A 20,592-nucleotide genomic window follows, 5' to 3' on the forward strand; every position below is an offset into this window, starting at 1 on the left:
TTGTTCTGCAAAGAGATAGATGATAGCTTTGTTGCTGTAATTCCGCTAATTACATGAGTTTCCCCAAAACACACGGCCGTATTGTATATTACATGGAAGCAGCAGTAAATGCCTCACGTTTTGGACAAGGTCTTACTTCTGATAATCCCTCTGTTGGATGCATTATTGTGAAGGATGATGAGGTAGTGGGAAAAGGTGTCACCGGGATGAATGGCTCCCCTCATGCGGAAGCAGTTGCTCTCAAAGTTGCGGGCATAAGGGCAAAGGGTGCCGACTTGTACACAACACTTGAGCCATGCGTACATTACGGGAGAACGCCACCTTGCACAGATCTAATTATTGAATCCGGTATAAAAAATGTCTTTATTGGAGCTAGGGATCCAGACATTAGAGTTAATGGTAAAGGTATACAAAAGCTTCGGGAAAGTGGAATTGTTGTTACTACCGGAATTTTAAAAAGGGAGTGCTGTCTTAGCAACATAGGATATTTTTACCGTCAAGTTTTTGGTAGACCATTTGTTACTCTTAAGACTGCAACTACCCTTGATGGAAAAATTGCTTGTTCTAATGGAAAAAGCACTTGTATTACAAGTCCTGCTACGAGGAAAACAGCTCACATGCTAAGATGTACCTCTTCCTCCATTATGATTGGCTATTCGACTCTTAAACATGACGATCCGCAGCTTAGCTGTAGACTGCCGGGCGTGAAAAAAGAGTCGATTAAAGTTGTACTTGATACTCGAGGTGAGATTTGTTCTCCTCATTTTAAAATCTTCAATGACGGTATTGTGTGGTCATTCGGTAAAAAAAATACATTCAAACATAAAAACTTCTTTAATTTTGAAGCTAATCTAAACGGCGAAATATTGGATCTGGAAGACGTGTTGCAGCAACTCGGAACGATGGGTATTAATAGTGTGCTCGTAGAGTGCGGAAGCAAACTATTTTCATCGTTTGTAACTGAAAATTTATACGACCAGATTATCTGGTTTAGAGCCAATAAAGTTGCCGGTGATGATGCACTGGGTTGTTGCAGTCGTTTGAATTTCGATCATCCCTTGAAGTTTATTAAATTAAGAAAAACCAACGAAATAAAAATTCATGGCGAATCGGTGGAGTTTTTTTCCAACGATAATTCTGAAAGATTCAATACTGTTTTGGCGAGTCTGTAATTACCTTACTTTGAAAAAATCATTTTATATTTGAGTCGGAGTTTGTATCTATCTTAAGAGCAGGTGCGTTGTTTATAGCCAATTCCATGAAGGTTTTTTCTTCTATGATTGTAATACCAAGTTCATTGGCTTTTGCTAGTTTTGAGCCTGCCTTTTCTCCAGCTACAACATAGTCGACTTGCTTGGAAATACTATTCACCACTATACCGCCGGCTTTTTTTACGATCTCTTTTGCTTCTTCCCTACTAATTGAGAGGAGTGTACCCGTGAAAACAAATTTTTTCCCGCTAAGTAGACCACCCATACTAACGCTGTGATCACTTATCATAACGTGATCAGACAAACTTTTCATCATATCGCAGTTATCTGGATCACTGAAAAAATCCACTAAAGAGTCACAGACGCAACTTCCCATACCATCAAGGTTTCTGATTTCATTTGTGGTTTGAACGTCGTCTTTGAGCGTAGACATTTTATCAAACCAGTTGGCAAAACTTTTGAACTGCTGTGCAAGCGCATAAGCAGTTTTTTCACCTATATTTTTTATTCCAAGGCTAAAAATGAACTTTTCCAAACTTATTTTTCTAGAGTTCTCAATGTTTTTGAGAATATTCTCTACCGACTTTTCTCCCCAACCATCATATTTTTTTATTTCATCTCTGTGCTTATCTAAGCGAAAAATATCTGCCGGTTCTGAAATAAATTCCTTCTCGATGAAAAAAGCAATATGTGATGTTCCTATACCATCTATATCGAATGCTTGTGCTGAGACAAGATGTTTTATTTGCTGTATTAGCTGTTCAGAACATTTTTTCCGATTATTGCAGCGAATCACCGCTTCGTTATTTTTTCTTATCAGTGTCGAAGAACAAGAGGGACATTTATCAGGAAAGGTAAACTTCTTCTGATTAGTTCTGTACGAGGTGTCCACTTCAAGCACTTTTGGAATGACGTCTCCAGCTCTTTCTATTGTTACCAGATCTCCTTCGCGGATGTCTTTTCTTTTTAGTTCATCTTCGTTATATAGGCTTGCCCTTGATATGACAACTCCGCCTATGGTAATCGGTTTTAAGTGAGCAACCGGTGTGATGATACCAGTACGTCCAACACTGAGCTTGATTTTTTCAAGTATAGTCTTTCCTCGATGTGAGGGAAATTTATGTGCTATGGCCCATCTAGGTGCATCTGATAGCGTGCCCAACCTTGTGTGTAACTTGAGGCTATTTACCTTATAAACTAGCCCATCTATATCGTACTTGATTTGTGAGCGTCTACGATAAACTGAATCATAAAAACCTATGATTTCTGGAACTTTTGATGAAGATAGTCTTAATGGATTTGTCATAAAACCGCGCTCACTCAGAAAGTGCAACACATCTTCTTGATGTTCTATTCCATCGATTTTGCTGGCGCTATAAGCGAAGTATTGCAAATTGCGTTCCTTTGTTATTTCAGGATTAAGTTGCCTAAGTGATCCCGCAGCAGCATTACGCGGATTTGAAAAGCCTTCAAGAGTTCGAAAGGCGTCATGGTCAAGAAAAACTTCTCCGCGTACTTCCAAAAGATCTGGTACATCCTCAATTTCTATGGGGAAACCACTGATGACTTTCATGTTATCAAGAACATTTTCTCCTACTTTCCCGTCTCCTCTTGTTGCACAAGAGCACAGTTTCCCATTGACGTAACGTGCAGAAAATGAAACGCCATCTATTTTAGGTTCACATAAAAATTCAAGGTCATCTTTTAGATTCAGGAATCTCTTTGTTCTTTCGATATATTCTATCAACTCTTTTTCTGAGAAGATGTTGCGTAACGAAAGCATAGGAGATAAGTGTTCGACTTTTTGGAATTTCTCAGAAGGAGGGTGACCAACAACTACTGGAAATCCAAGTCCCGGATTTGCATCTAAAAGCTTAAGATAACGGTTCTTAATTGAATCATACTCAGCATCCGTTATTTCCGGACTATCATCTTGATAGTACTTCTTGTTATGTTGCAGAAGCTTCTCGTAAAGCTCTTGAATTTCTTTTTCTACTTTCATCGAACGTGGTGCTTTTAAGAATCGCTTTCACTATCATATTCAACTTGCACGGAGGCAGACTCAAGTACTTTGAAGAAAGACGGTTTCTTTACTTCAAGTGATAATTTAATTGGAGCAAAACAACTAATCAGTGTTGCAGCGAGGGTCTTTGCTAGGTCCTCAATATACTCGAAGTGCACATCAGTAACGGACAACCTGAGGCGTTCAAGAACCACACTATAATTAATCAACTCATCCGACTGAAGAACAACATCAAGTAAGACCGTTCTTTTCACAACCCTTTCCCAGGCTCGGATTCCTAATCCTGTGTGTAGAGCGACTCTATTGAGAATTAATTTCATCGAAAAATTTAGTAAAAATGTAGTGGGAATCATGTGTCCCTGGTGAACCTTCAGGATGATATTGAACAGAAAAGATTTTTCTATTTTTTACCCTAATTCCCTCTACAGAACCGTCAAACAAAGATCTGTGTGTAACGATAATATCTTTATTATTTAACGTGGACTCATCTAATACAAAACCGTGATTCTGACTAGTGATTTCTACTTTTTGTGTCTCGAGATTGACAACAGGATGGTTAGTTCCTCTATGACCTACAAGCATCTTTTTTGTTTTACACCCAAATGCAAGAAGGAGTAATTGGTGCCCTAGACAGATGCCTAAGACTGGCAAATTAGATGCAAGAATTTTTGAAAAATCCTCACGCAATTGTAAATATGTTGCAGATGGATCACCCGGACCATTCGATAGAACAACGCCAGAAAAGTTCCCTGACTCTAGAGCAGACGAAAATCCTTTCTTTCCATCTACTACCACAACTGCGAAATATTTTTCCAGATTTCTGAGGATGCCATCCTTTATACCAAAGTCAACCACACATATCCTTCTTCTCTTATCGCCAGCAGGGCAGGGTAAGCATCGTGCATTTCCACTTGCAGATGTAGCCAACTCATTTCCATCCATATCCACAGCTTCTCTCAGAACCGAGAGAGCTTCATTTATCCCCATGTCATTAACGGGAAAAATAATACCGCTCTGGTTACCCTTTAGGCGAACCAACCGAGTAATTGCACGCGTATCAACTCCGTATATTGCTGCGATACCATTATCTTCTAGCCAGCTAGAAAAATCCTTTATCCGTAAGTGATGCAAGAAATCCTGCGGCTTTTCTCGAAAAATCAGTCCCCTAGCAAGAACGCGGGAAGACTCGTTGTCGCAAGAATTAACTGCAACATTCCCAACATGGGGAAAAGCAAAAAGGATAATCTGACCGGAGAAAGACGGATCGGTGATGACGTGCTGGTAGCCCGTCATCGCAGTCGTAAAACAGATTTCACCAACTGCAATGCCTCTTCTACCATATGAAAACCCAAAAAAACGCTCGCCACCGGCAAAAGCAAGACAGCTATCGTATGATAAATTCTTGTCCATCCTCAAGCAAATCACATGAAGTCTTCCCCGAACTTCTCCTTGAACTTATTGACTTTACTAGTGGACCTGATACTCGTAGAAGCGGACTTTGTCCAAGCCTGGTGAGTTTCAGGAGGCCAATCGCCGGCATTGTGAGTAACAACCTCACCCTTTTTACCCATAGTCGACTTTACTTTGAGTTTTATTCCGTTAGTAAACTCAAGGATGACATCATATGTTTCTGGATGGATATTTTTTTTCATGAGCTAAAAGTGTTTGGATGACCAACGGAGTAATATTCTAACCGAGTAAAGAAGTTTCAGCAATAAAACTGGGCCACTCCAAAAAATCAAAACCCAAAAAACCATAAATTTCAGTATGGCACTCACCGCCGTCGCGAGTAATCGCGGCTAGTTCTTCCGGGGTCGGTTCTACCACATGCTCGGTTCCATCCGAGTACCGAAAGACCATACGACACACGTTAGTAGGCCTGATTGCTCCTTCGATATCTTTCATTAAAGCGCCCTATAAACCACTCTTCTTAAAGACCAAGCACACGAGGCCAAGAACCTTCTGGTATAGGGTATATCTTACTATCAATATTGCGTCCCATATACCAAAACCAGCAGGATCGACAATGAATAAATATTTTAACCAAATAAAGAGGCCAAAATAACTGAGCCCGCCTGCCCAAAAATCAAATGGGCAAACAGTGCATACACTCGCGACCACATTTAAGGAAGCTCTCTACAGACAAACCGTAATCGTGCAATGAGAAGAAAGCAGCTGAAGTATTCACACTATATGGAGTCTTGCATACTTTCCTCGATCTCACGAAGGCGCTGTTCACTTTGCTCTGAAATCTTTACTTTCAGCAAGGCTTCATCCAAATCCTCCTGCGAGTAGAGATTGAACAAAATCGGATCACGAGGTTTTAAGTTTTCATAATTCCAATAAGTCCTATCTCTGATAGATTTTACAATTTTCGCTGTAGTCCCTATGAGGGATACTATTTGTGCATCACTTAACTCAGGATACTTGTTGATAAGCCACAGAGCAGCATCCGACTTAACCCTACGTTTGACAACTGGGGTATACGCCCTGCCTTTTCTCTTACGTTTATCGACAATAGACTTAATAGACAACTTCCTATTTGGATCGTTTTCACAAGCTTCTATATCAGCTTGTTCCACCTCTCCTGTAATACGGGGATCACACCCTATTAGACCATGTGCAACAGTACCATCTGCGATACCTTCCACTTCCAGAACGTGCAAACCACAAGCTTGTGCAATTTGTTCAAAAGTCAGAGCTGTCTTATCTACCAACCAGACAGCGACTGCTTTGCGCATTAAAGGCGAAGCCATAATCAGTAAACCACCATAGTGAAACTCAACTGTAATTCTGCACAGCAGAATATACTATAAAGCATCTTAAATTTAACGTTCTAAACATTTGGTTAACCAGGATTACTGCAAAGAAAATTAACCATCTTACCAGGAACATATATCACTTTATCAACTACAGCATTCTTGATCAATCTTTTTGCTAGGGAAATTATCTCCTCTTCAGAAGAATCTTCACTCACCTCCAATGATTCTATAAATTTTCCGTTCTTCCGAACCATCAATTTAATTGTATCGCTTCTAAGAAGTGCTTCACTGTAAGTGACCCACGGTGAACTATACAAAAGGATATCTCCTTCGAGTTTTGAAGCCAAATACTCGGCTAAGTGCGGTGCAAATGGTTCAAGTATCCTTAAAAGAATGTAAATTGTTTCTCTAGATAATGCCCCGGACGCACTTAACAAGTTGACCAACTCGTGAATCTTTGCAACCGCACAATTCAATTTTATTTCATCCATGTATTTTGTCATCTCATAGATAATCCTGTTAATCTGGATTTCAATTTCCCGGTCTGTTTCGACTTTACCACTGCTTTCATTAGATAGGTACCTTTCGACAAGGTTTTTGATTCTCTGCAAAAATTTAAACGACGCTTTTATACCCCTATCCGACCATCCAAAACTGTTCTCTGGAGGATTATCAGAAAGAATGAAGAACCTCGCTGCATCCGCACCATATGTTGAGACTATTTCTTCGAGGTCCACAATGTTCTTTTTAGATTTGCTCATCTTCTCCATTTTACCAACCAGAACTTTTTCACCTTTTTCCAGTAGTAATTTTGCTTCCTCAGGGTATAGATACTCACCGGAAGAGTTTTGATAACTTTCATGACAGACCATGCCTTGTGTGAGTAAATTACGAAATGGCTCCATTATCTCTATGTATCCACACTTGTTCAGGGCACGCATAAAGAATCTAGAATAAAGCAAGTGTAATATTGCATGTTCTATTCCCCCAATATACATATCAACGGGAAGAAAATGTCTGCAAGACTTCTTATCTATTCCTCCATCTTTGCTACAAAAAGCCGCGAAATACCAAGAAGATTCAAAAAATGTATCAAAAGTATCTGTGTCTCTAAGTGCAGGACCACCACATTTTGGGCAATTTGTATGTTTCCATGTTGGATGGTGTTCCAGTGGATTACCCTGTACCGCAAATTCTACTTCTTCTGGAAGGATGACAGGCAGATCTTCAACTTTTACTGGCTGCATTGAACATTTTTCACAGTACACAACCGGAATCGGACACCCCCAATATCGTTGCCTTGATATTCCCCAATCTCGCAATTTGTATGAGTTCTTTGCTTCACCGATACCAATCGAAGAAATTTTTTTAATGACAAATTTTCGTGCTTCTATTACCTCCATCCCGTCTAAGAAATTTGAATTACACATTACTCCTTCTTCTAGGAGGTAGGGTAGGGTAGTGTTTGTACATTTTGGTGAGATGACCCTTAAGCAAGGTAGATTATGTTTCTGTGCGAATTCAAAATCTCGTGTATCATGAGCTGGACAACCAAATATTGCACCGGAACCGTATTCTGCAAACACAAAATTTGCGACATATAAAGGAAGCTCATCGCCAGAAAAGGGGTGTTCCACGCTTATTTTTGTTAGAATGCCAAGCTTTTGTTCGTGAACCTTCTCAAAATTTGCCTTTCCGGAAAAATTTTTGTTATCAGTGCAATGATCTGGCTCATAGGTAGTTTGGGTGCATAGTGTTTCTTTTTCTGCATTGGTCAATAAATCCAGTTCATTGACCAAAGGATGATCCACCGCAATAGCACAAAATGAGACTCCAAAGATCGTCTCGGGTCTAGTACTGAACACTTCAATGCATCTTCCCTCGTATCCGCTTATACGAAATTTTATCAGTGCTCCTTCGGATTTTCCTATCCAATTTGCCTGCATAATTTTAACCTTTTCTGGCCAGCCAGTAAGTGTATCTAATCCCTTCAGGAGTTCTTCGGAAAAGTCGCTAATTCTAAGGAACCATTGCGGAATCTTTCTCTTCACAACAACCGCACCCGATCTCCAACCACGCCCATCAATGACCTGTTCATTTGCAAGGACTGTTTTGTCGATAGGGTCCCAATTTACTTCGGAATTTTTTCTATATGCCAAACCAGCTTTTAGAAAGGCCAAAAAAAATTTTTGTTCGTGTTTATAATACTCCGGAGAGCACGTTGAAAGTTCTCTGCTCCAATCATACGATAGGCCTATACTCTTGAGAGAGATTCGCATTTTTGCAATATTTTTTTCTGTCCATAGTCTTGGGTGAATGTTGCTATTTATCGCGGCTTTTTCAGCAGGCAGACCAAATGCATCCCAACCGATAGGGTGTAGTACATCGTATCCCTGACTTCTTTTATAGCGCGCTAAGACGTCTCCGATGACATAATTTCTCAGATGTCCCATGTGTAGCTTCCCTGACGGGTATGGAAACATACTCAAAACGTAGTACTTTTCTCTTTGGAAGTTACAACTGGAAAAGTTCCACAAAGATTGAGCAAATTGTTCTATTTTTTTAAAATCGTAACTTGACATGTAGTCCAACCGTAAACAGTCTGAACGGGATTCTAGCACAAGACAACTTACATGACACAGTACAGATATATGTTAATTGTCTTCTATTGTTTTACCTTGTAGCGTTTCTTTATATCCAAATTTAAGCAATATTGTAATATTTTTTATATAAAAATAGAGAATTAATATGAAGAACTTTGATATTAATAGAATCATAACTTGCCTTATAGTCGGGACCATACTGTCTGGCTGTATGACCTTTAACCCGGTGTATAGGACATCATATAGCTTTATTCCTCCAAAAAGTCCGGGTGGAAGAGAATGCGTAAACAAGTGTCTGCTTGCGAAACAAATGTGTCAGAGTTCTTGTGAGAAGATTCATAATACACGGACGGCAAATATCCTCATAAATATAGGAAAAGAAGAAAAAAAAGGAAAACATGATTTCTTCGATGAATTCGACGAATACCATAAGCGAGAGATGGCAGAGTACCGCAGAGAAATGAAAGAAGAGGCGAGATATGAAAGATGCCAGAACTCTTGTAACCACAATCACCGACTATGTCACACGAACTGCGGTGGTGAAGTAATAGCAAAAACAGTGTGCATACGAAATTGCGATGAGGAAAAAAAATAACACCATACTGTTACACCGTACTATTCATAAATCCTGTTTCTTACAGAGCAGTCAGACTGTTCTATAAGAAACTTAAAGTGTTACAATCTTCTGAGCGTAAAGATTACTTTACCTATTATGTCAATTTCATCAAAGTGTTTGATGTAGGTCGAGTATTTCTCGTTATCCGGGGTTATCTTAACATCTTGGCTTCCAAAGATATGTTCAACGCTTCGCACTATACTGTTGAACTTATCGCGTATAAGAAAGACCCCGGACTTCATTCTATCACCCTGGACAAACTTTTTAATTATTAAAGTTTCATTCGGCATTATGCTTGGTAACATGCTGTCGTCATACATAGTGCAGGAGTATAGTTCGCGTGCTTCGCTTATGTGTTCTTCGCAAAAAGCCCTGTTCAAAAGAAAGCTAACACCGAGATGATTATCTAAACTGTGTACGGGTAGATAATTTTCGTAATCTATTGAATCTGGTGATACATTGATAAGATAAGAGATCGAGATACCTAATTCCCTTGAAATGGAGTTAAGCTTTTTTGAAGTAGGGTTCTTTGACTTACCATTTAATATGTCGTATACAAATGATTTTCCAACCCCAGCTCTTTCAGCGAGTTCTCTTGCATTGATGCCGATCTCTCCCATCCGCTTCCTGATTTTGTATGCCATTACGTTTGTTATCTGGTCAGCGATTTTTGTCATGTCTGCTGCTCAATCAAAAAAATATATCGTGGATGTATCACAATTTAAAATTGTGCACAATCTTTTTTGTACAATTATTCACAATTATTTATTAAAATAGATGCAAATTCTCAACTTTAAGCAGAAACATAGTAATCCTTATTTGAGGCTTAATGGGCACCAACATTTAGTTCTATTCAATTAATCTAGCAATTGCACTGCACGATGAAAAAATTTTTTCCTAGTACTAGTATATCAAAAAAGTGTATTTTTGGCTTGATATTCGCTTTATGCGTTTTATATCCATTCGCTTTTTATTTTGTATTTTCGTCTCCTATTGACCAATTACACGGTAATTTAGTGCGAATCATGTACATTCATGTTCCTGCAGCTTGGCTCGGTGTAGGCTTGTACTGTGTCATTGGGCTACTAAACTTGCTATATTTGTCCTTTTCTCTATTGAGGCTTGGCGTAATTGCCTATGCATTAGCACCGATCGGTATGGTTTTCTCATTAATCTGTTTAATCACCGGAAGTCTTTGGGGAAAACCAATATGGGGAGCATTTTGGGTATGGGACGCCAGATTGACATCAATGTTGGTCCTCTTTTTTTTATATTTGGGTTATTACATACTCTGGGACTATAAAGAGTGTAACATCAAATTAGCTGCTATACTTAACCTGGTTGGTTTAGCAAATGTCCCCGTTATTAAACTTTCGGTTTATTTGTGGGCAACATTGCATCAGAAATCTAGTTTTATAAGAAGTGGTGGTATATCGATTCATGCATCAATGCTTATGCCTTTATTATTGATGTTTCTGGCATCCTTTGTGTTGGCGCTAGTATTATGGTACTTTAATGCCCGTGCGGTCGTGAGCTTAAAGAAAATAGAGAAGCTGCTTTTGTATGAGAAACCTACTGAGTAATAGCGACATTACTGTTGATGAGATTTATGAGATCTTCGATCTGGCTGCTTTCTATTTGAAGAATGGAATTAAAAGTGATCTGGCTGGAAAAGTGATTTTTTCACTTTTCTTTGAAAGCTCAACACGTACTGAGACTTCTTTTTCGCTTGCCGCAAATAAGCTTGGCTGCATAGTTGAAAAAGTAAACGTGGAAACCGTCGCACTAAAAAAAGGCGAGCACTTAATCGATTTTTTTGCTTCCTTAAATGCTCTTTCACCTAACGCATTCGTAGTACGACACAGTCAAAGTGGTATTCTTCACCTCTTAGAAAAATATACCGATTGTTGTATTGTTAATGCAGGCGACGGGACAAACGAACATCCAACACAGGGGTTAATAGATGCCTTTACCATTCTTCTACTAAAGGAAAAGATAGAGGGTTTGAACGTACTTGTCTGTGGAGACATCATAAGGAGTAGAGTTGCTCATTCTACTATACCCATACTTCAAAGACTTGGAGCAACCGTTGCGATTTCTGGACCATTGAGTTTCATGCCTCTAATCCAAGTAGAAGAAATTGTTTACCACAGCAACTTTTCCGCAGCGGCTAAATCTGCTGATGTTATAATAATGCTGCGCACTCAGACCGAACGTACAGGGCAAAAAGTATTGGCTGGCACTACGGCCCCTTTTTGTCTTGATGAAAATATCTTGAAAGATTTGGGTCGTGACGTGCTCATCATGCATCCGGGACCCGTTCATAGAAATTGTGAGATTTCAAATGCTGTCCTTGACGACTCTAGAAATGTAATATTGACACAGGTCAGAAATTCTCAATTTGTGAGGGCAGCTGTATTGAACTTTCTCATCAAAAGTTAGTGCCTTTCGCTATCAAGAAGAATAACTTTGGAGTAGTGTGGATGCCTCTCTGGGTTACTATAATGAGTTCGCTTTAGCTCCAGTCATGGGTAATGTCGTGAACATACAACATAAAAGGTTCCAGCAAGTGCTATCCTTCTAGGGTGGATTTTTCTAGTTCTCCGCGTTTTATACGATTGTAGAACGCTTCTTATGCTGCAATTCATTGAGGTCTCCGTGAAACATTGAATGCAGTGGTTCTTATTGCCTAATGTAGCGATAATACGAATGAATTCTAATATGCTTTGCTCTTAAAGTATCTTCTACATCGCCTGAACTAGAGTTCGAAAGGCTCGCAGTCTATCGATGAAGAGAAAATTTCAGAATTCCTACAACTCAATCTCGCTATCACTATAACTGCTATTTCCTTCCCGATTAGGAGTTTTGTAAATTTTTATTAAAAATTTTAGAAATATAAATTATTTTACATCTGCAAAATCACTACGTTTATCGTTATAATTTATTAAATAATTTACAAATTCTTTATGCAGGCGCAAGAGACTCACCTTATGGCTTATCTTACCCATAGGGGATGTACATATAAGTTAGTTAAAAACGGGATGAATCTAACTTTAGAAGTCAAAAATCCATCTGGCCAAGAAGCTATCACAAGCATAAGTGGGGTTGATTGCTCATCATTTGCACCAAAACTTGATCCACTCTCCAAAAGTGATACAGCTCAAGTTGCACTGACATTCAAAAAGATTTCTGGACAATTTAAGAGCTGCATTTATTCAGTCGATAGTAGCAGCGCTAAATTGACGGAGCAGGGTAGTGGATATGAGCACAGTGGAAAGCTTTTAAATATAAATGCCTGTGGCCCGGTAAATCGGGAAAAACTCTGTGCAGTATATGAAGAATCGAACGTTGTAAAAGTTCAGGTCCTTTCTGTCAATAGTGATACAGGTATTATTACAAGCAGTGTTGCTCCAAAGACAGTAAGTGGCTTGGATAGTACTGCAGTGACAGCGGTTTCTGCCGCAGAAGTAGGGACAGGGCATCGTATTGTAGTGCTCGCAAAGGATGGCACTACCTTGAAAAAGGGTAGTTCTACAGGAAGTAATATTGCCATGTCCACATTTACACCGACTGGTGGATTAAGTGGGAACAAGGTAGACAAAATTATTGTCAATGCCTGCAAAGAAAGCAAAGCTTGTGCAATTGTAAGTTGCACAGATGGAAAACTATATTATTTAAAATCCAATGGTAATAATCTCAGTAGTACCGCGACTGAGGTTATGGACACCTCAAGTGATGCTATAAACTTGAGTGTAGACCCAGAATACGATAGTGGTAGTAGCGTATCGAGATTTAATATCTTTGTCACTAATAGCAAAGGTGAGATTACAAGTGGTACTTTCGCCATTAGTGGAAATCAATGTGAGAAAAGTAGTGACGTTACTATTACAAAAGAGAGAAAGACTACACCAACAGATCAAGCAAGACGAAAATCTACAAGCACGACCAAAGTAACAGCTGCACCCACTCAGAAAGCAACCGCGCCCGTCACAGTGAGAGGAAAAAGCATTACTTCTCGCACTGGCAATAGTACAAGGGCTAAACCAAGAATCACCAGGGAGAGAAGAGGAACGACTAGAATTGCAGAGACGTCCCCTCAAGTAGTTATTTCAACTGTAGCGGATAGCTCAAGCGCTTTTCATATGCGAAGTGCTGAGCGATGGATTAGTAATACTACTACTGTTCCAAGAGGAAACAACTCAACTACGGGTGCAGCTCCCAATACGGGCGTTATCGCATTGGCTACTGTGGCTGTAGGTATATTTCTTTTTCTATTGTTTGGATTCCTGTATCTCGTATACCTTGTATATCAGAGAAGAGCCAGAATGAGATCTCTTTTAGAAAATAACTTTCCACAACTCAGCATGGAAGAGTTCCATAATTCCGATGAGGATATTTCCGATGATGAAATGCCTGGCCCGTTGGAAGAAACAAGAACAGAACGCGAGCGTAGGAGTGGAAATAGAGAATCGAAAATGTGACTCATTTTAAAAATTAGAAAATTTTTTATCACCACAAAAGAGAGCAGCAATATCAAACATCTTGTCTCACCTTTACTTATGCACAGCAGAAAAACGATTATCTGTAATGCTGATAAATATATAACTCTGATATTTAGAGCTATACTACAGGTAGATGACCGAAACACATATAAGCACTCAGTATTGCTCCACATACGCTAAAAGTTTCTCTCTGTAGACCAGCGGGCAGGGCGAGGTTCCATCAGCCCGGAAGGCAAAACCTTCCCTATTTGATGCCAGGAAAGTCAAATGCACTACCTCAATAATAAGAGATTCATTTATGACAATGATCAGACATGACCACTCGATTTCTACCTTTCTCCTTTGCAATGTAGAGGTTTGCATCAGCCCTTCCTATTAAGGTTTTTGCAGTATCTCGAGATTGATATTCGGATACTCCTATACTAACAGTCAACGGAACCTTTACTTCGTCGTTGATAGTGCTAAATTCAGTTTCCTCGACAGTTTTTCTGATCCGTTCAGCGGTAGAAAAAGCCTCTTTAAGCCCGACATCTACAAGAACAACTACTATTTCCTCTCCTCCAAATTTAGCCACCAAGTCATTAAGCCTGAGACACCCTTTCAAGCATGCAGCAAGTTGCTTTAATACGAGGTCACCAGAAAGATGTCCACAAACATCATTGATCTTTTTAAAGTAATCAATATCTATCATCATCAGAGAAAAGGTCTTATTTTGTGACTTTGTTACAGTTGCTAGAAGCTCATCCATGTATTTTTCAAAATAGTACCTGTTATACAACGATGTGAGTGGGTCTATGATGGCCATCTTAAGACTATCTTCTACATTTTTCTCGATGATATCTTGGTATTTTTTTCGCTTGACCTGCGTAGTTACTCTGGCAATGAACTCGCTTTTGTTAATAGGAACACATATATAATCATTGATTCCAAGTTCTGTTATCTCAGTGATTAAACTTTCATCATCTTCATCATCAACTATTGCTACAATCGGTATAGACCTCGTTTTGAGTTGACTTTTGATTGCAGAACAAAGTCTAAGCAGGTCCTTAGATACACTGATATTTACTATCAAGACATCAAAGGGCGTATATTCTGCTTCCTTTTCAGTAAGATAAAGTACATGTGGAAATGTTGGCTTGAGTATTTCCTCTAGCTCTTTGGATTCAGAATACTGTTGATCAACTATTGCAATCACTCCAGATGATACATCTTCCACATAATTTATAATTTTACTCTCCGTACCGCTGGTAATTTGAGACTTAGTGCTTATTCTGAGACGCACCTCATCCAGAACAGTTTTGAATCGCAATAGAGACTTTATTCTTATGAAAAGGGTAAAATCTTTCGCTGGTTTGACAAGAAAATCGTCAGCTCCACTATTCAGACCTTCAACTTTATTTTCAATATCGTTGAGCGCAGTAACAATGATCACTGGGACGTGCATGGTGGAGTAATCACTTTTCAGACGTCTACACGTTTCAAATCCATCCATTTCTGGCATCATCACGTCCAGCAAAATTACATCTGGCTGATGCCGCCTAGCGAGCTCTATTGCAGCAATTCCAGAAGAAGCCGTAATCACTTGATAATACTTTGCTGTTAATTTGATTTCTAATATCTTAATGTTGCTTGGGATATCATCCACAACTAAAACTAATGCGGTCATTGTTGTTTACGTTTAGGGAGCAAAATGACGTATAGTACTATATTGTTACTCTATTATTACTCGCAATCCTTCTTTTCGATTTTCTCTGCATCTTTTTCTTCTTCTTGCAAATCCCGTGGGGATTCATAAGCTTCGTATATCTGCTCATCATCCCCAGTAATAGATTTAGAAGATACAGGTCGATGAAGATAATCTATCCATTCTTTTTTTAGTAGCTCAAAGCGCTCATTAAGACTTCTAAGGGTCCCAAAAATTTCTCTTATGGACTCCTTGTCCAAGAAAAAAACTGCTATTCCAAGAATGACAAGGAGCTCAAAAAAGCCCACCCCTAACATGACACTAATACTCCTTCAACAGCATTGAACGTAAACGCTTTACAAGGACCATGAACTTATTCATATCAAGTTCTCCAGAGGAGGCAACCTCGTTATAAAATGACTTATAGCGCTCAAGTTTTGCAGAGTACTGACTACTCCACTCTTCAACTGATGCACTGTAGTCAACATCTTCGGTGACATACTTTGCAATTTCACGAGTAAACGCAAACTGTTCTTTGCAGAGTTCGTCTAGCAGACAGTACACGGACATTCTTTGCCAGTAAGAGCCATTTTCGAACTTTTCACATGCCATTTCCCTTAAAGAGGAAAGAGATAAAGCTGCACCTATATTAAAATAAATCCGTCCAACAGTCAGACAATCTATTTTGTGATCATCATTCTCAAGAATGATCTTACGGGTCTGTACAATTCCCAAAGCAGCTTCAATAAATCCCAAGCTTGCTAATTTGGCACTCAGTTCAGTTGGCAGACCAATGGCTTCGAATGCGCAAAGCGAGTCTTGATATTTTTTAAGGGAAGCAGCGTCGAGGATTTCCACTAATCTTTGAGTTATTTCTCTAATTTCTTGAGAGAAATCTTCTACAATTGAGATAATGTTTATTGGATTCGGACAATTTTTGAGCAACCAATGCACTGAACGGTTTAAAAATTGCACAAAGATCGAATCAATACCATGGAAAGAATGGATATCTACTTTCCCAATAAAATTCTCCAGCTCATCAAAAATTGGGGAAAGTTCATATATTTCCATAACTGCAACAAGCACATAGATTACCTCTTTAGATGAGAAACCAGTGTTCTGCACTATGTTTTGGACAAACGTACATCCAAATCTGTTAATAATGTCGTTAGCAAGCTTCGTTGCAATGATCTCACGTCTAAGAGGATGATTTAAGATCTCATCCATGAATCTTTCCCGCATTAGGGTTGGAAAATAACCGATGAGATAGCGATTCAAAATCTTTTCATCCGGCAAGTTAGAAGTTATAATTTTTTCATAGATATACATCTTGCTGTAAGCTGATAAAACAGCTAACTGAGGTCGCTCGAAACTTTTACCTTCTGCGAACAGGCGTTTTATTTCGTCATCGGACGGTAAAAACTCTACCTTTCTATCTAAAAGACCTACTTTAACTAGCTTGTTTAGCAAATTCTGATACTGTTCAAGTTGTCTACCGGATCTCATTATCTCCATCGCCATCATAAGAGACTGAACCCTGTTTATATTCAGAAGTATTAATTTAACTACTTCTGGCTCTATTGCTACCAGCACAGTATCCCGTTCTTCAAGCGTAATCTTCTTCGATTTAACAGCGCTGGAAAGGGCAATTTTTATATTGACCTCCATATCGGAACACGACACACCAGCACAGTTATCTATAAAGTCTGTGTTTATAATGCCACCATTCGCAGCGTATTCTATCCTACCGAACTGCGTGCAACCCAAGTTTCCACCTTCAATAAAGATCGAAGCTCTAATATTTTTCCCATCGACCCTTACATTATCGTTAGACTTATCTCCGACTACATCGTTACTTTCTTGAGAAGACTTAACATACGTTCCTACTCCACCATTCCAAATAACATCTACATCTGCCTGAAGAATATACCTAATCAACTCATCTGGGGTAAGGACATCCTCGGATATCTCGAAAAACTCCTTCATTTCGCTACTGATCCGTATGGATTTTTCACTACGCAAAAAAACACCTCCACCTCGTGAGATAAGGGAAGGGTTATAGTCTTCCCAGGTTGATGTAGGCATATTGAAAAGCCGTTTCCTTTCCTCGAAAGAGGCCTTTGGATTAACTGGATTCGGATCCACAAAAATATGCACGTGGTTAAATGCAGCAACGAGCTTCAGTTCGTCTGAGAGCAGCATCCCGTTTCCAAATACGTCGCCAGACATATCACCTATACCGACAACTGTGAACTCTTTTTTCTTTAACTCACCAAACTTCTCCCAGAAAGCCATCTCAAGAGAGATCCATGCACCACGCGCAGTAATTCCCAACTTTTTATGATCATATCCATGTGAACCACCCGAAGCAAAAGCATCACCGAGCCAGAAACTATACTCTGCAGAAACATCGTTTGCGTAATTTGAAAAATTAGCTGTCCCCTTATCTGCAGCAACTACAAGATAGCAGTCATCCCCATCGTAAGCGATAATATCCTTCACTTTTTGACACTTTCCGTCGACAATATTATCTGTAAGATCGAGCAGACCCCTCAAAAAATCCTGATAATATCGAACTGCCATCTCAGCCATAAGCTTCCTATCTTCTATGCTTTTCTTGATAACGAAGCCTCCCTTTGAACCAACAGGGATAATAGCAGTATTTTTTGCCATCTGAGCTTTCATAAGCCCGAGAATTTCAACACGGAAATCTTGAATTCTATCGGACCATCTGATGCCACCACGTGCAACCTTTCCGCCTCTCAGATGTATCGCTTCGAATTGACTGTGGTAAACAAAAATCTCTACAAAGGGCTTAGGAAGAGGCATATCAGAAACTTCCTTGGAGGAAACTTTAATTGAGATATACTCTTTGTTCATGTAATAATTTGTCCGCAGTATCGCGAAGCATAGTCCTGCAAGGGCCCTAATGATATTGTCATAAATTATGTTAGTCACCGACGACAAAAGCTCTTCAAGCTTTGCCTTCAGCATTTTGATTTCTTCATTTCTCACAGCGTCGTCTATTTCCTGTGAAAAACGCATGTGAAACATCTTAATAATCAACACTGCAGCTTCTGGAACATGCGACAGTGCTGCTTGTATATACGCGGGATTATACTTAAAAGATACCTGCTTCAGGTATCCAGCAAAAACACGTAATAGAACAACTTCACGCCAAGATAAACCTGCCAAGACTACCAGAGCATTGTAACCATCATTTTCCAGCTGTTCATTAAGAATTCTTAGCAGTGAATCCTCAAACTTATCTTTTATTTGAGAGAGAGGAAAAAGCATCTCGTCACCGCTTTTTAGGAGAAAATGGTGCATCATCACTCTAGGTGTGCATTTAATCCTATAGCAGTTATGCTCCACCACCTCCATTGCCATATTTTCGATAACTAATATCAGCTGGTAGAGTTCTAATTTCCCTTCAGGAAAATATATCTTTAAATAGCGATGTTTTCCTTCTTCATATAGTTTAACTTCTATAAGTTTCTCTCGCGTGACATTGCATATTTTTCCAATATCCGCATAAGCCGAGGCGACATCAAAAGATTCTTTATAACTTTCTGGAAATTTTCCAACGTACTCCCTGTATTTTAATTTTTCCTCTTTTTCAAGCACAGAATCTGTAATCAATTCTCCAAGCTCATCTTCCCAGTCCTTCGCCATCAAGGTCAGCCTTTCTTCTATTTCTTCATCCGTGCACGAGGAAACAAAAGAACCGACATTGAGAACAAATTGCAGTCTAACAAGCCCAGACTCGCCAATTACAACATACTCATCTGCTAGAGTACCATTAAAGGTTTTTGTGAGGAAATCTCTGATCTTATAGCGCAGTTTCATACTAAACTGTGCATTTGGAACAAAAACAACACAATAAATAAACATCCCAACTTCATCTCTTCTGATGAAAACCCTCAGACTTGGCTTAACAGCCAAAGAGATCATACCTTTGCAGATCTTGTGGAGTTCTTCACTTGAAGTCTGAAACAGCTCCCCTTTTGACATGCCCTGCATTAATGCTAGGAGGGATTTATGATTATGCCCACCCTTCACAAAACCTGACATTCTTTCGATATTCTCTATTTTCCTACGCAAGATAGGTATCAGCCTGACATCTCTATAGTGTGCTAGAGACGTAAATAGACCGAGAAATCTCTTTTCTCCAATTACTTCTCCATTTTCTGAGAGACACTTGATTCTCACACAATCGGCATTGACGCGCCTATGGACACGAGAAACATACCTAGATCTGCCAATATGTAGAACTCCCTTGTACTCTCTAAACTTATCGTCACCGCCGAGCTCTGTTTCAAATTTTGAAATACCAAGAGAAAAAGTAGGCTCTTTTTCAAGTTTTTTACCCACCAATCTATATTCGTCGTAACCTAGGAAAATGAAATTATCGTCGTTCAACCATTTAAGAAACGCAGTAACCTCATCACTGAGTGAACAGCTTGGATTTTTTTGCTTTACAGGATCAGAAGAATCAATTCTCTGAATCTCATTTTCCAAAACAGTAAGCATTCTTCCCCAATCAGCAACTACATTTGCAACAAGCCTACTTACATCTTCAAGCTTTTTCTGTAGTTCGGAGATTTTTTCAGGCGATGCAGAACTGACAAGAAAGTAAATGAAAGACTCATTCCCAAAGTTAGCAGGACTCTCCTTTTTATGTATTTTTGTTAATTTTCCGTCTTGGTTTCTTTCGACTGATAAAACAACGTTCAACCGTCTGTATACAGTAAAACCATTCGCCTTAATTTCTTCGGTAAAAGAGTCGACTAAAAATGGAATATCAGGATTTAAAATGAATATTGCTACCCGGTCCTTCTGTAAAATATCCGGTACTTTCGATAGGGTAAAAATCTCAATTTTCCTTTGATGCGGCAAACGTTCCTTCAAAAAACTGTAAGCCTCATTTGCAATCTCAGAAAACAACTTTACTTCTGCATACTTTTCGGTTGGTAGTGTTGCATAAAACTGTTCCACAAATGATACGAAATTTTCGGATAACCCATTCTCGACACTCGAGACTATGGTTGCGATAAATTGCGAATATGTGTTTTTTTCCATGTTACTCTGATGGCTGCGAACCGAACTACGTCATTGTAGCACAACTTTTGTTTATTTTTGGTTGTAAAAACGAGGCTTATATTTTCTCTTATACTCAAACGAAAAATAT

At 39.2% G+C, this 20,592-nt stretch carries 16 protein-coding genes; 5 read left to right on the top strand and 11 right to left on the bottom strand.

All coding sequences use genetic code 11. The annotated features are described in order from the left end of the window. The first annotated feature begins 92 nt into the window (after nt 1-92). Nucleotides 93-1,172 carry a bifunctional diaminohydroxyphosphoribosylaminopyrimidine deaminase/5-amino-6-(5-phosphoribosylamino)uracil reductase RibD gene (gene ribD / locus AS219_RS01990; RefSeq protein WP_082784583.1) on the top strand — a complete coding sequence of 360 codons (1,080 nt, stop codon included), beginning with the start codon at nt 93-95 and terminating at the stop codon, nt 1,170-1,172. A gap of 19 nt (nt 1,173-1,191) precedes the next feature. Here the strand turns inward: ribD and ligA are convergent, their stop codons facing one another. The 7 genes from ligA to leuS all read right to left on the bottom strand — a co-directional run bounded on the left by ligA (nt 1,192) and on the right by leuS (nt 8,578). Continuing rightward, nucleotides 1,192-3,213, bottom strand: coding sequence for an NAD-dependent DNA ligase LigA (ligA, locus tag AS219_RS01995; protein WP_067979408.1), 2,022 nt, complete (start codon nt 3,211-3,213; stop codon nt 1,192-1,194). A gap of 14 nt (nt 3,214-3,227) precedes the next feature. Continuing rightward, nucleotides 3,228-3,554, bottom strand: a complete 327-nt coding sequence (locus AS219_RS02000; RefSeq protein ID WP_067979411.1) for a dihydroneopterin aldolase — start codon at nt 3,552-3,554, stop codon at nt 3,228-3,230. Next, nucleotides 3,535-4,644 (bottom strand): glutamine-hydrolyzing carbamoyl-phosphate synthase small subunit, encoded by a 1,110-nt coding sequence (gene carA, locus AS219_RS02005; RefSeq protein WP_067979413.1) that lies wholly within the window; start codon nt 4,642-4,644, stop codon nt 3,535-3,537. The genes AS219_RS02000 and carA overlap by 20 nt, the downstream gene beginning before the upstream one ends. Before the next feature lie 11 nt (nt 4,645-4,655). Then, entirely contained in the window at nt 4,656-4,886 is a 231-nt protein-coding gene (rpmE, locus tag AS219_RS02010) for a 50S ribosomal protein L31 (protein ID WP_067979415.1), read from the bottom strand. 37 nt (nt 4,887-4,923) lie between these two features. Continuing rightward, entirely contained in the window at nt 4,924-5,139 is a 216-nt protein-coding gene (locus tag AS219_RS02015) for a hypothetical protein (RefSeq protein WP_067979419.1), read from the bottom strand. A 284-nt stretch (nt 5,140-5,423) separates the two neighbouring features. Then, nucleotides 5,424-5,990: a DUF1013 domain-containing protein gene (locus tag AS219_RS02025; RefSeq protein WP_082784584.1), complete on the bottom strand. Its 567-nt coding sequence runs from the start codon at nt 5,988-5,990 to the stop codon at nt 5,424-5,426. Between the two features lie 92 nt (nt 5,991-6,082). Then, nucleotides 6,083-8,578: a leucine--tRNA ligase gene (leuS, locus tag AS219_RS02030; RefSeq protein WP_067979424.1), complete on the bottom strand. Its 2,496-nt coding sequence runs from the start codon at nt 8,576-8,578 to the stop codon at nt 6,083-6,085. A 166-nt stretch (nt 8,579-8,744) separates the two neighbouring features. On the opposite strand from leuS, the gene AS219_RS02035 reads away from it, so the two are divergent. After that, entirely contained in the window at nt 8,745-9,194 is a 450-nt protein-coding gene (locus AS219_RS02035) for a hypothetical protein (RefSeq protein ID WP_082784585.1), read from the top strand. Nucleotides 9,195-9,274: 80 nt separating this feature from the next. On the opposite strand, the gene AS219_RS02040 is transcribed toward AS219_RS02035, so the two are convergent. Next, a complete protein-coding gene (locus AS219_RS02040; protein WP_067979429.1) occupies nt 9,275-9,892 on the bottom strand; it encodes a helix-turn-helix domain-containing protein in 618 nt (205 codons plus the stop codon). 204 nt (nt 9,893-10,096) lie between these two features. On the opposite strand from AS219_RS02040, the gene ccsA reads away from it, so the two are divergent. From ccsA to AS219_RS02055, 3 genes are all read left to right on the top strand, one after another. Further along, nucleotides 10,097-10,798, top strand: a complete 702-nt coding sequence (gene ccsA, locus AS219_RS02045; RefSeq protein ID WP_067979431.1) for a cytochrome c biogenesis protein CcsA — start codon at nt 10,097-10,099, stop codon at nt 10,796-10,798. Beyond that, a complete protein-coding gene (locus tag AS219_RS02050; RefSeq protein WP_067979433.1) occupies nt 10,779-11,657 on the top strand; it encodes an aspartate carbamoyltransferase catalytic subunit in 879 nt (292 codons plus the stop codon). The genes ccsA and AS219_RS02050 overlap by 20 nt, the downstream gene beginning before the upstream one ends. Before the next feature lie 524 nt (nt 11,658-12,181). Continuing rightward, a complete protein-coding gene (locus AS219_RS02055) occupies nt 12,182-13,696 on the top strand; it encodes a hypothetical protein (protein ID WP_067979435.1) in 1,515 nt (504 codons plus the stop codon). 313 nt (nt 13,697-14,009) lie between these two features. On the opposite strand, the gene AS219_RS02060 is transcribed toward AS219_RS02055, so the two are convergent. From AS219_RS02060 to AS219_RS02070, 3 genes are read right to left on the bottom strand one after another with little or no spacing between them, the layout of a single operon-like run. After that, nucleotides 14,010-15,383, bottom strand: a complete 1,374-nt coding sequence (locus AS219_RS02060; protein WP_067979438.1) for a PleD family two-component system response regulator — start codon at nt 15,381-15,383, stop codon at nt 14,010-14,012. A 56-nt stretch (nt 15,384-15,439) separates the two neighbouring features. Next, on the bottom strand, nt 15,440-15,718 hold the full coding sequence (locus tag AS219_RS02065) for a hypothetical protein (RefSeq protein ID WP_067979440.1): 279 nt from the start codon (nt 15,716-15,718) through the stop codon (nt 15,440-15,442). A 4-nt stretch (nt 15,719-15,722) separates the two neighbouring features. Next, nucleotides 15,723-20,483, bottom strand: a complete 4,761-nt coding sequence (locus tag AS219_RS02070) for an NAD-glutamate dehydrogenase (protein WP_067979441.1) — start codon at nt 20,481-20,483, stop codon at nt 15,723-15,725. Nucleotides 20,484-20,592 lie beyond the last annotated feature (109 nt).

This window comes from Neorickettsia sp. 179522, assembly GCF_001593535.1.
GTDB classification, from domain to species: Bacteria; Pseudomonadota; Alphaproteobacteria; order Rickettsiales; family Anaplasmataceae; genus Neorickettsia; species Neorickettsia findlayensis.

Coding starts and splice junctions, on each gene's coding strand:
- AS219_RS02055 (WP_067979435.1), top strand. CDS start 12,182: ATGCAGGCGCAAGAGACTCACCTTATGGCTTATCTTACCCATAGGGGA.
- AS219_RS02070 (WP_067979441.1), bottom strand. CDS start 20,483: ATGGAAAAAAACACATATTCGCAATTTATCGCAACCATAGTCTCGAGT.
- AS219_RS02065 (WP_067979440.1), bottom strand. CDS start 15,718: ATGTTAGGGGTGGGCTTTTTTGAGCTCCTTGTCATTCTTGGAATAGCA.
- AS219_RS02035 (WP_082784585.1), top strand. CDS start 8,745: ATGAAGAACTTTGATATTAATAGAATCATAACTTGCCTTATAGTCGGG.
- AS219_RS02015 (WP_067979419.1), bottom strand. CDS start 5,139: ATGAAAGATATCGAAGGAGCAATCAGGCCTACTAACGTGTGTCGTATG.
- AS219_RS02040 (WP_067979429.1), bottom strand. CDS start 9,892: ATGACAAAAATCGCTGACCAGATAACAAACGTAATGGCATACAAAATC.
- ribD (WP_082784583.1), top strand. CDS start 93: ATGGAAGCAGCAGTAAATGCCTCACGTTTTGGACAAGGTCTTACTTCT.
- AS219_RS02025 (WP_082784584.1), bottom strand. CDS start 5,990: ATGGCTTCGCCTTTAATGCGCAAAGCAGTCGCTGTCTGGTTGGTAGAT.
- ccsA (WP_067979431.1), top strand. CDS start 10,097: ATGAAAAAATTTTTTCCTAGTACTAGTATATCAAAAAAGTGTATTTTT.
- AS219_RS02000 (WP_067979411.1), bottom strand. CDS start 3,554: ATGAAATTAATTCTCAATAGAGTCGCTCTACACACAGGATTAGGAATC.
- AS219_RS02050 (WP_067979433.1), top strand. CDS start 10,779: ATGAGAAACCTACTGAGTAATAGCGACATTACTGTTGATGAGATTTAT.
- leuS (WP_067979424.1), bottom strand. CDS start 8,578: ATGTCAAGTTACGATTTTAAAAAAATAGAACAATTTGCTCAATCTTTG.
- carA (WP_067979413.1), bottom strand. CDS start 4,644: ATGGACAAGAATTTATCATACGATAGCTGTCTTGCTTTTGCCGGTGGC.
- ligA (WP_067979408.1), bottom strand. CDS start 3,213: ATGAAAGTAGAAAAAGAAATTCAAGAGCTTTACGAGAAGCTTCTGCAA.
- AS219_RS02060 (WP_067979438.1), bottom strand. CDS start 15,383: ATGACCGCATTAGTTTTAGTTGTGGATGATATCCCAAGCAACATTAAG.
- rpmE (WP_067979415.1), bottom strand. CDS start 4,886: ATGAAAAAAAATATCCATCCAGAAACATATGATGTCATCCTTGAGTTT.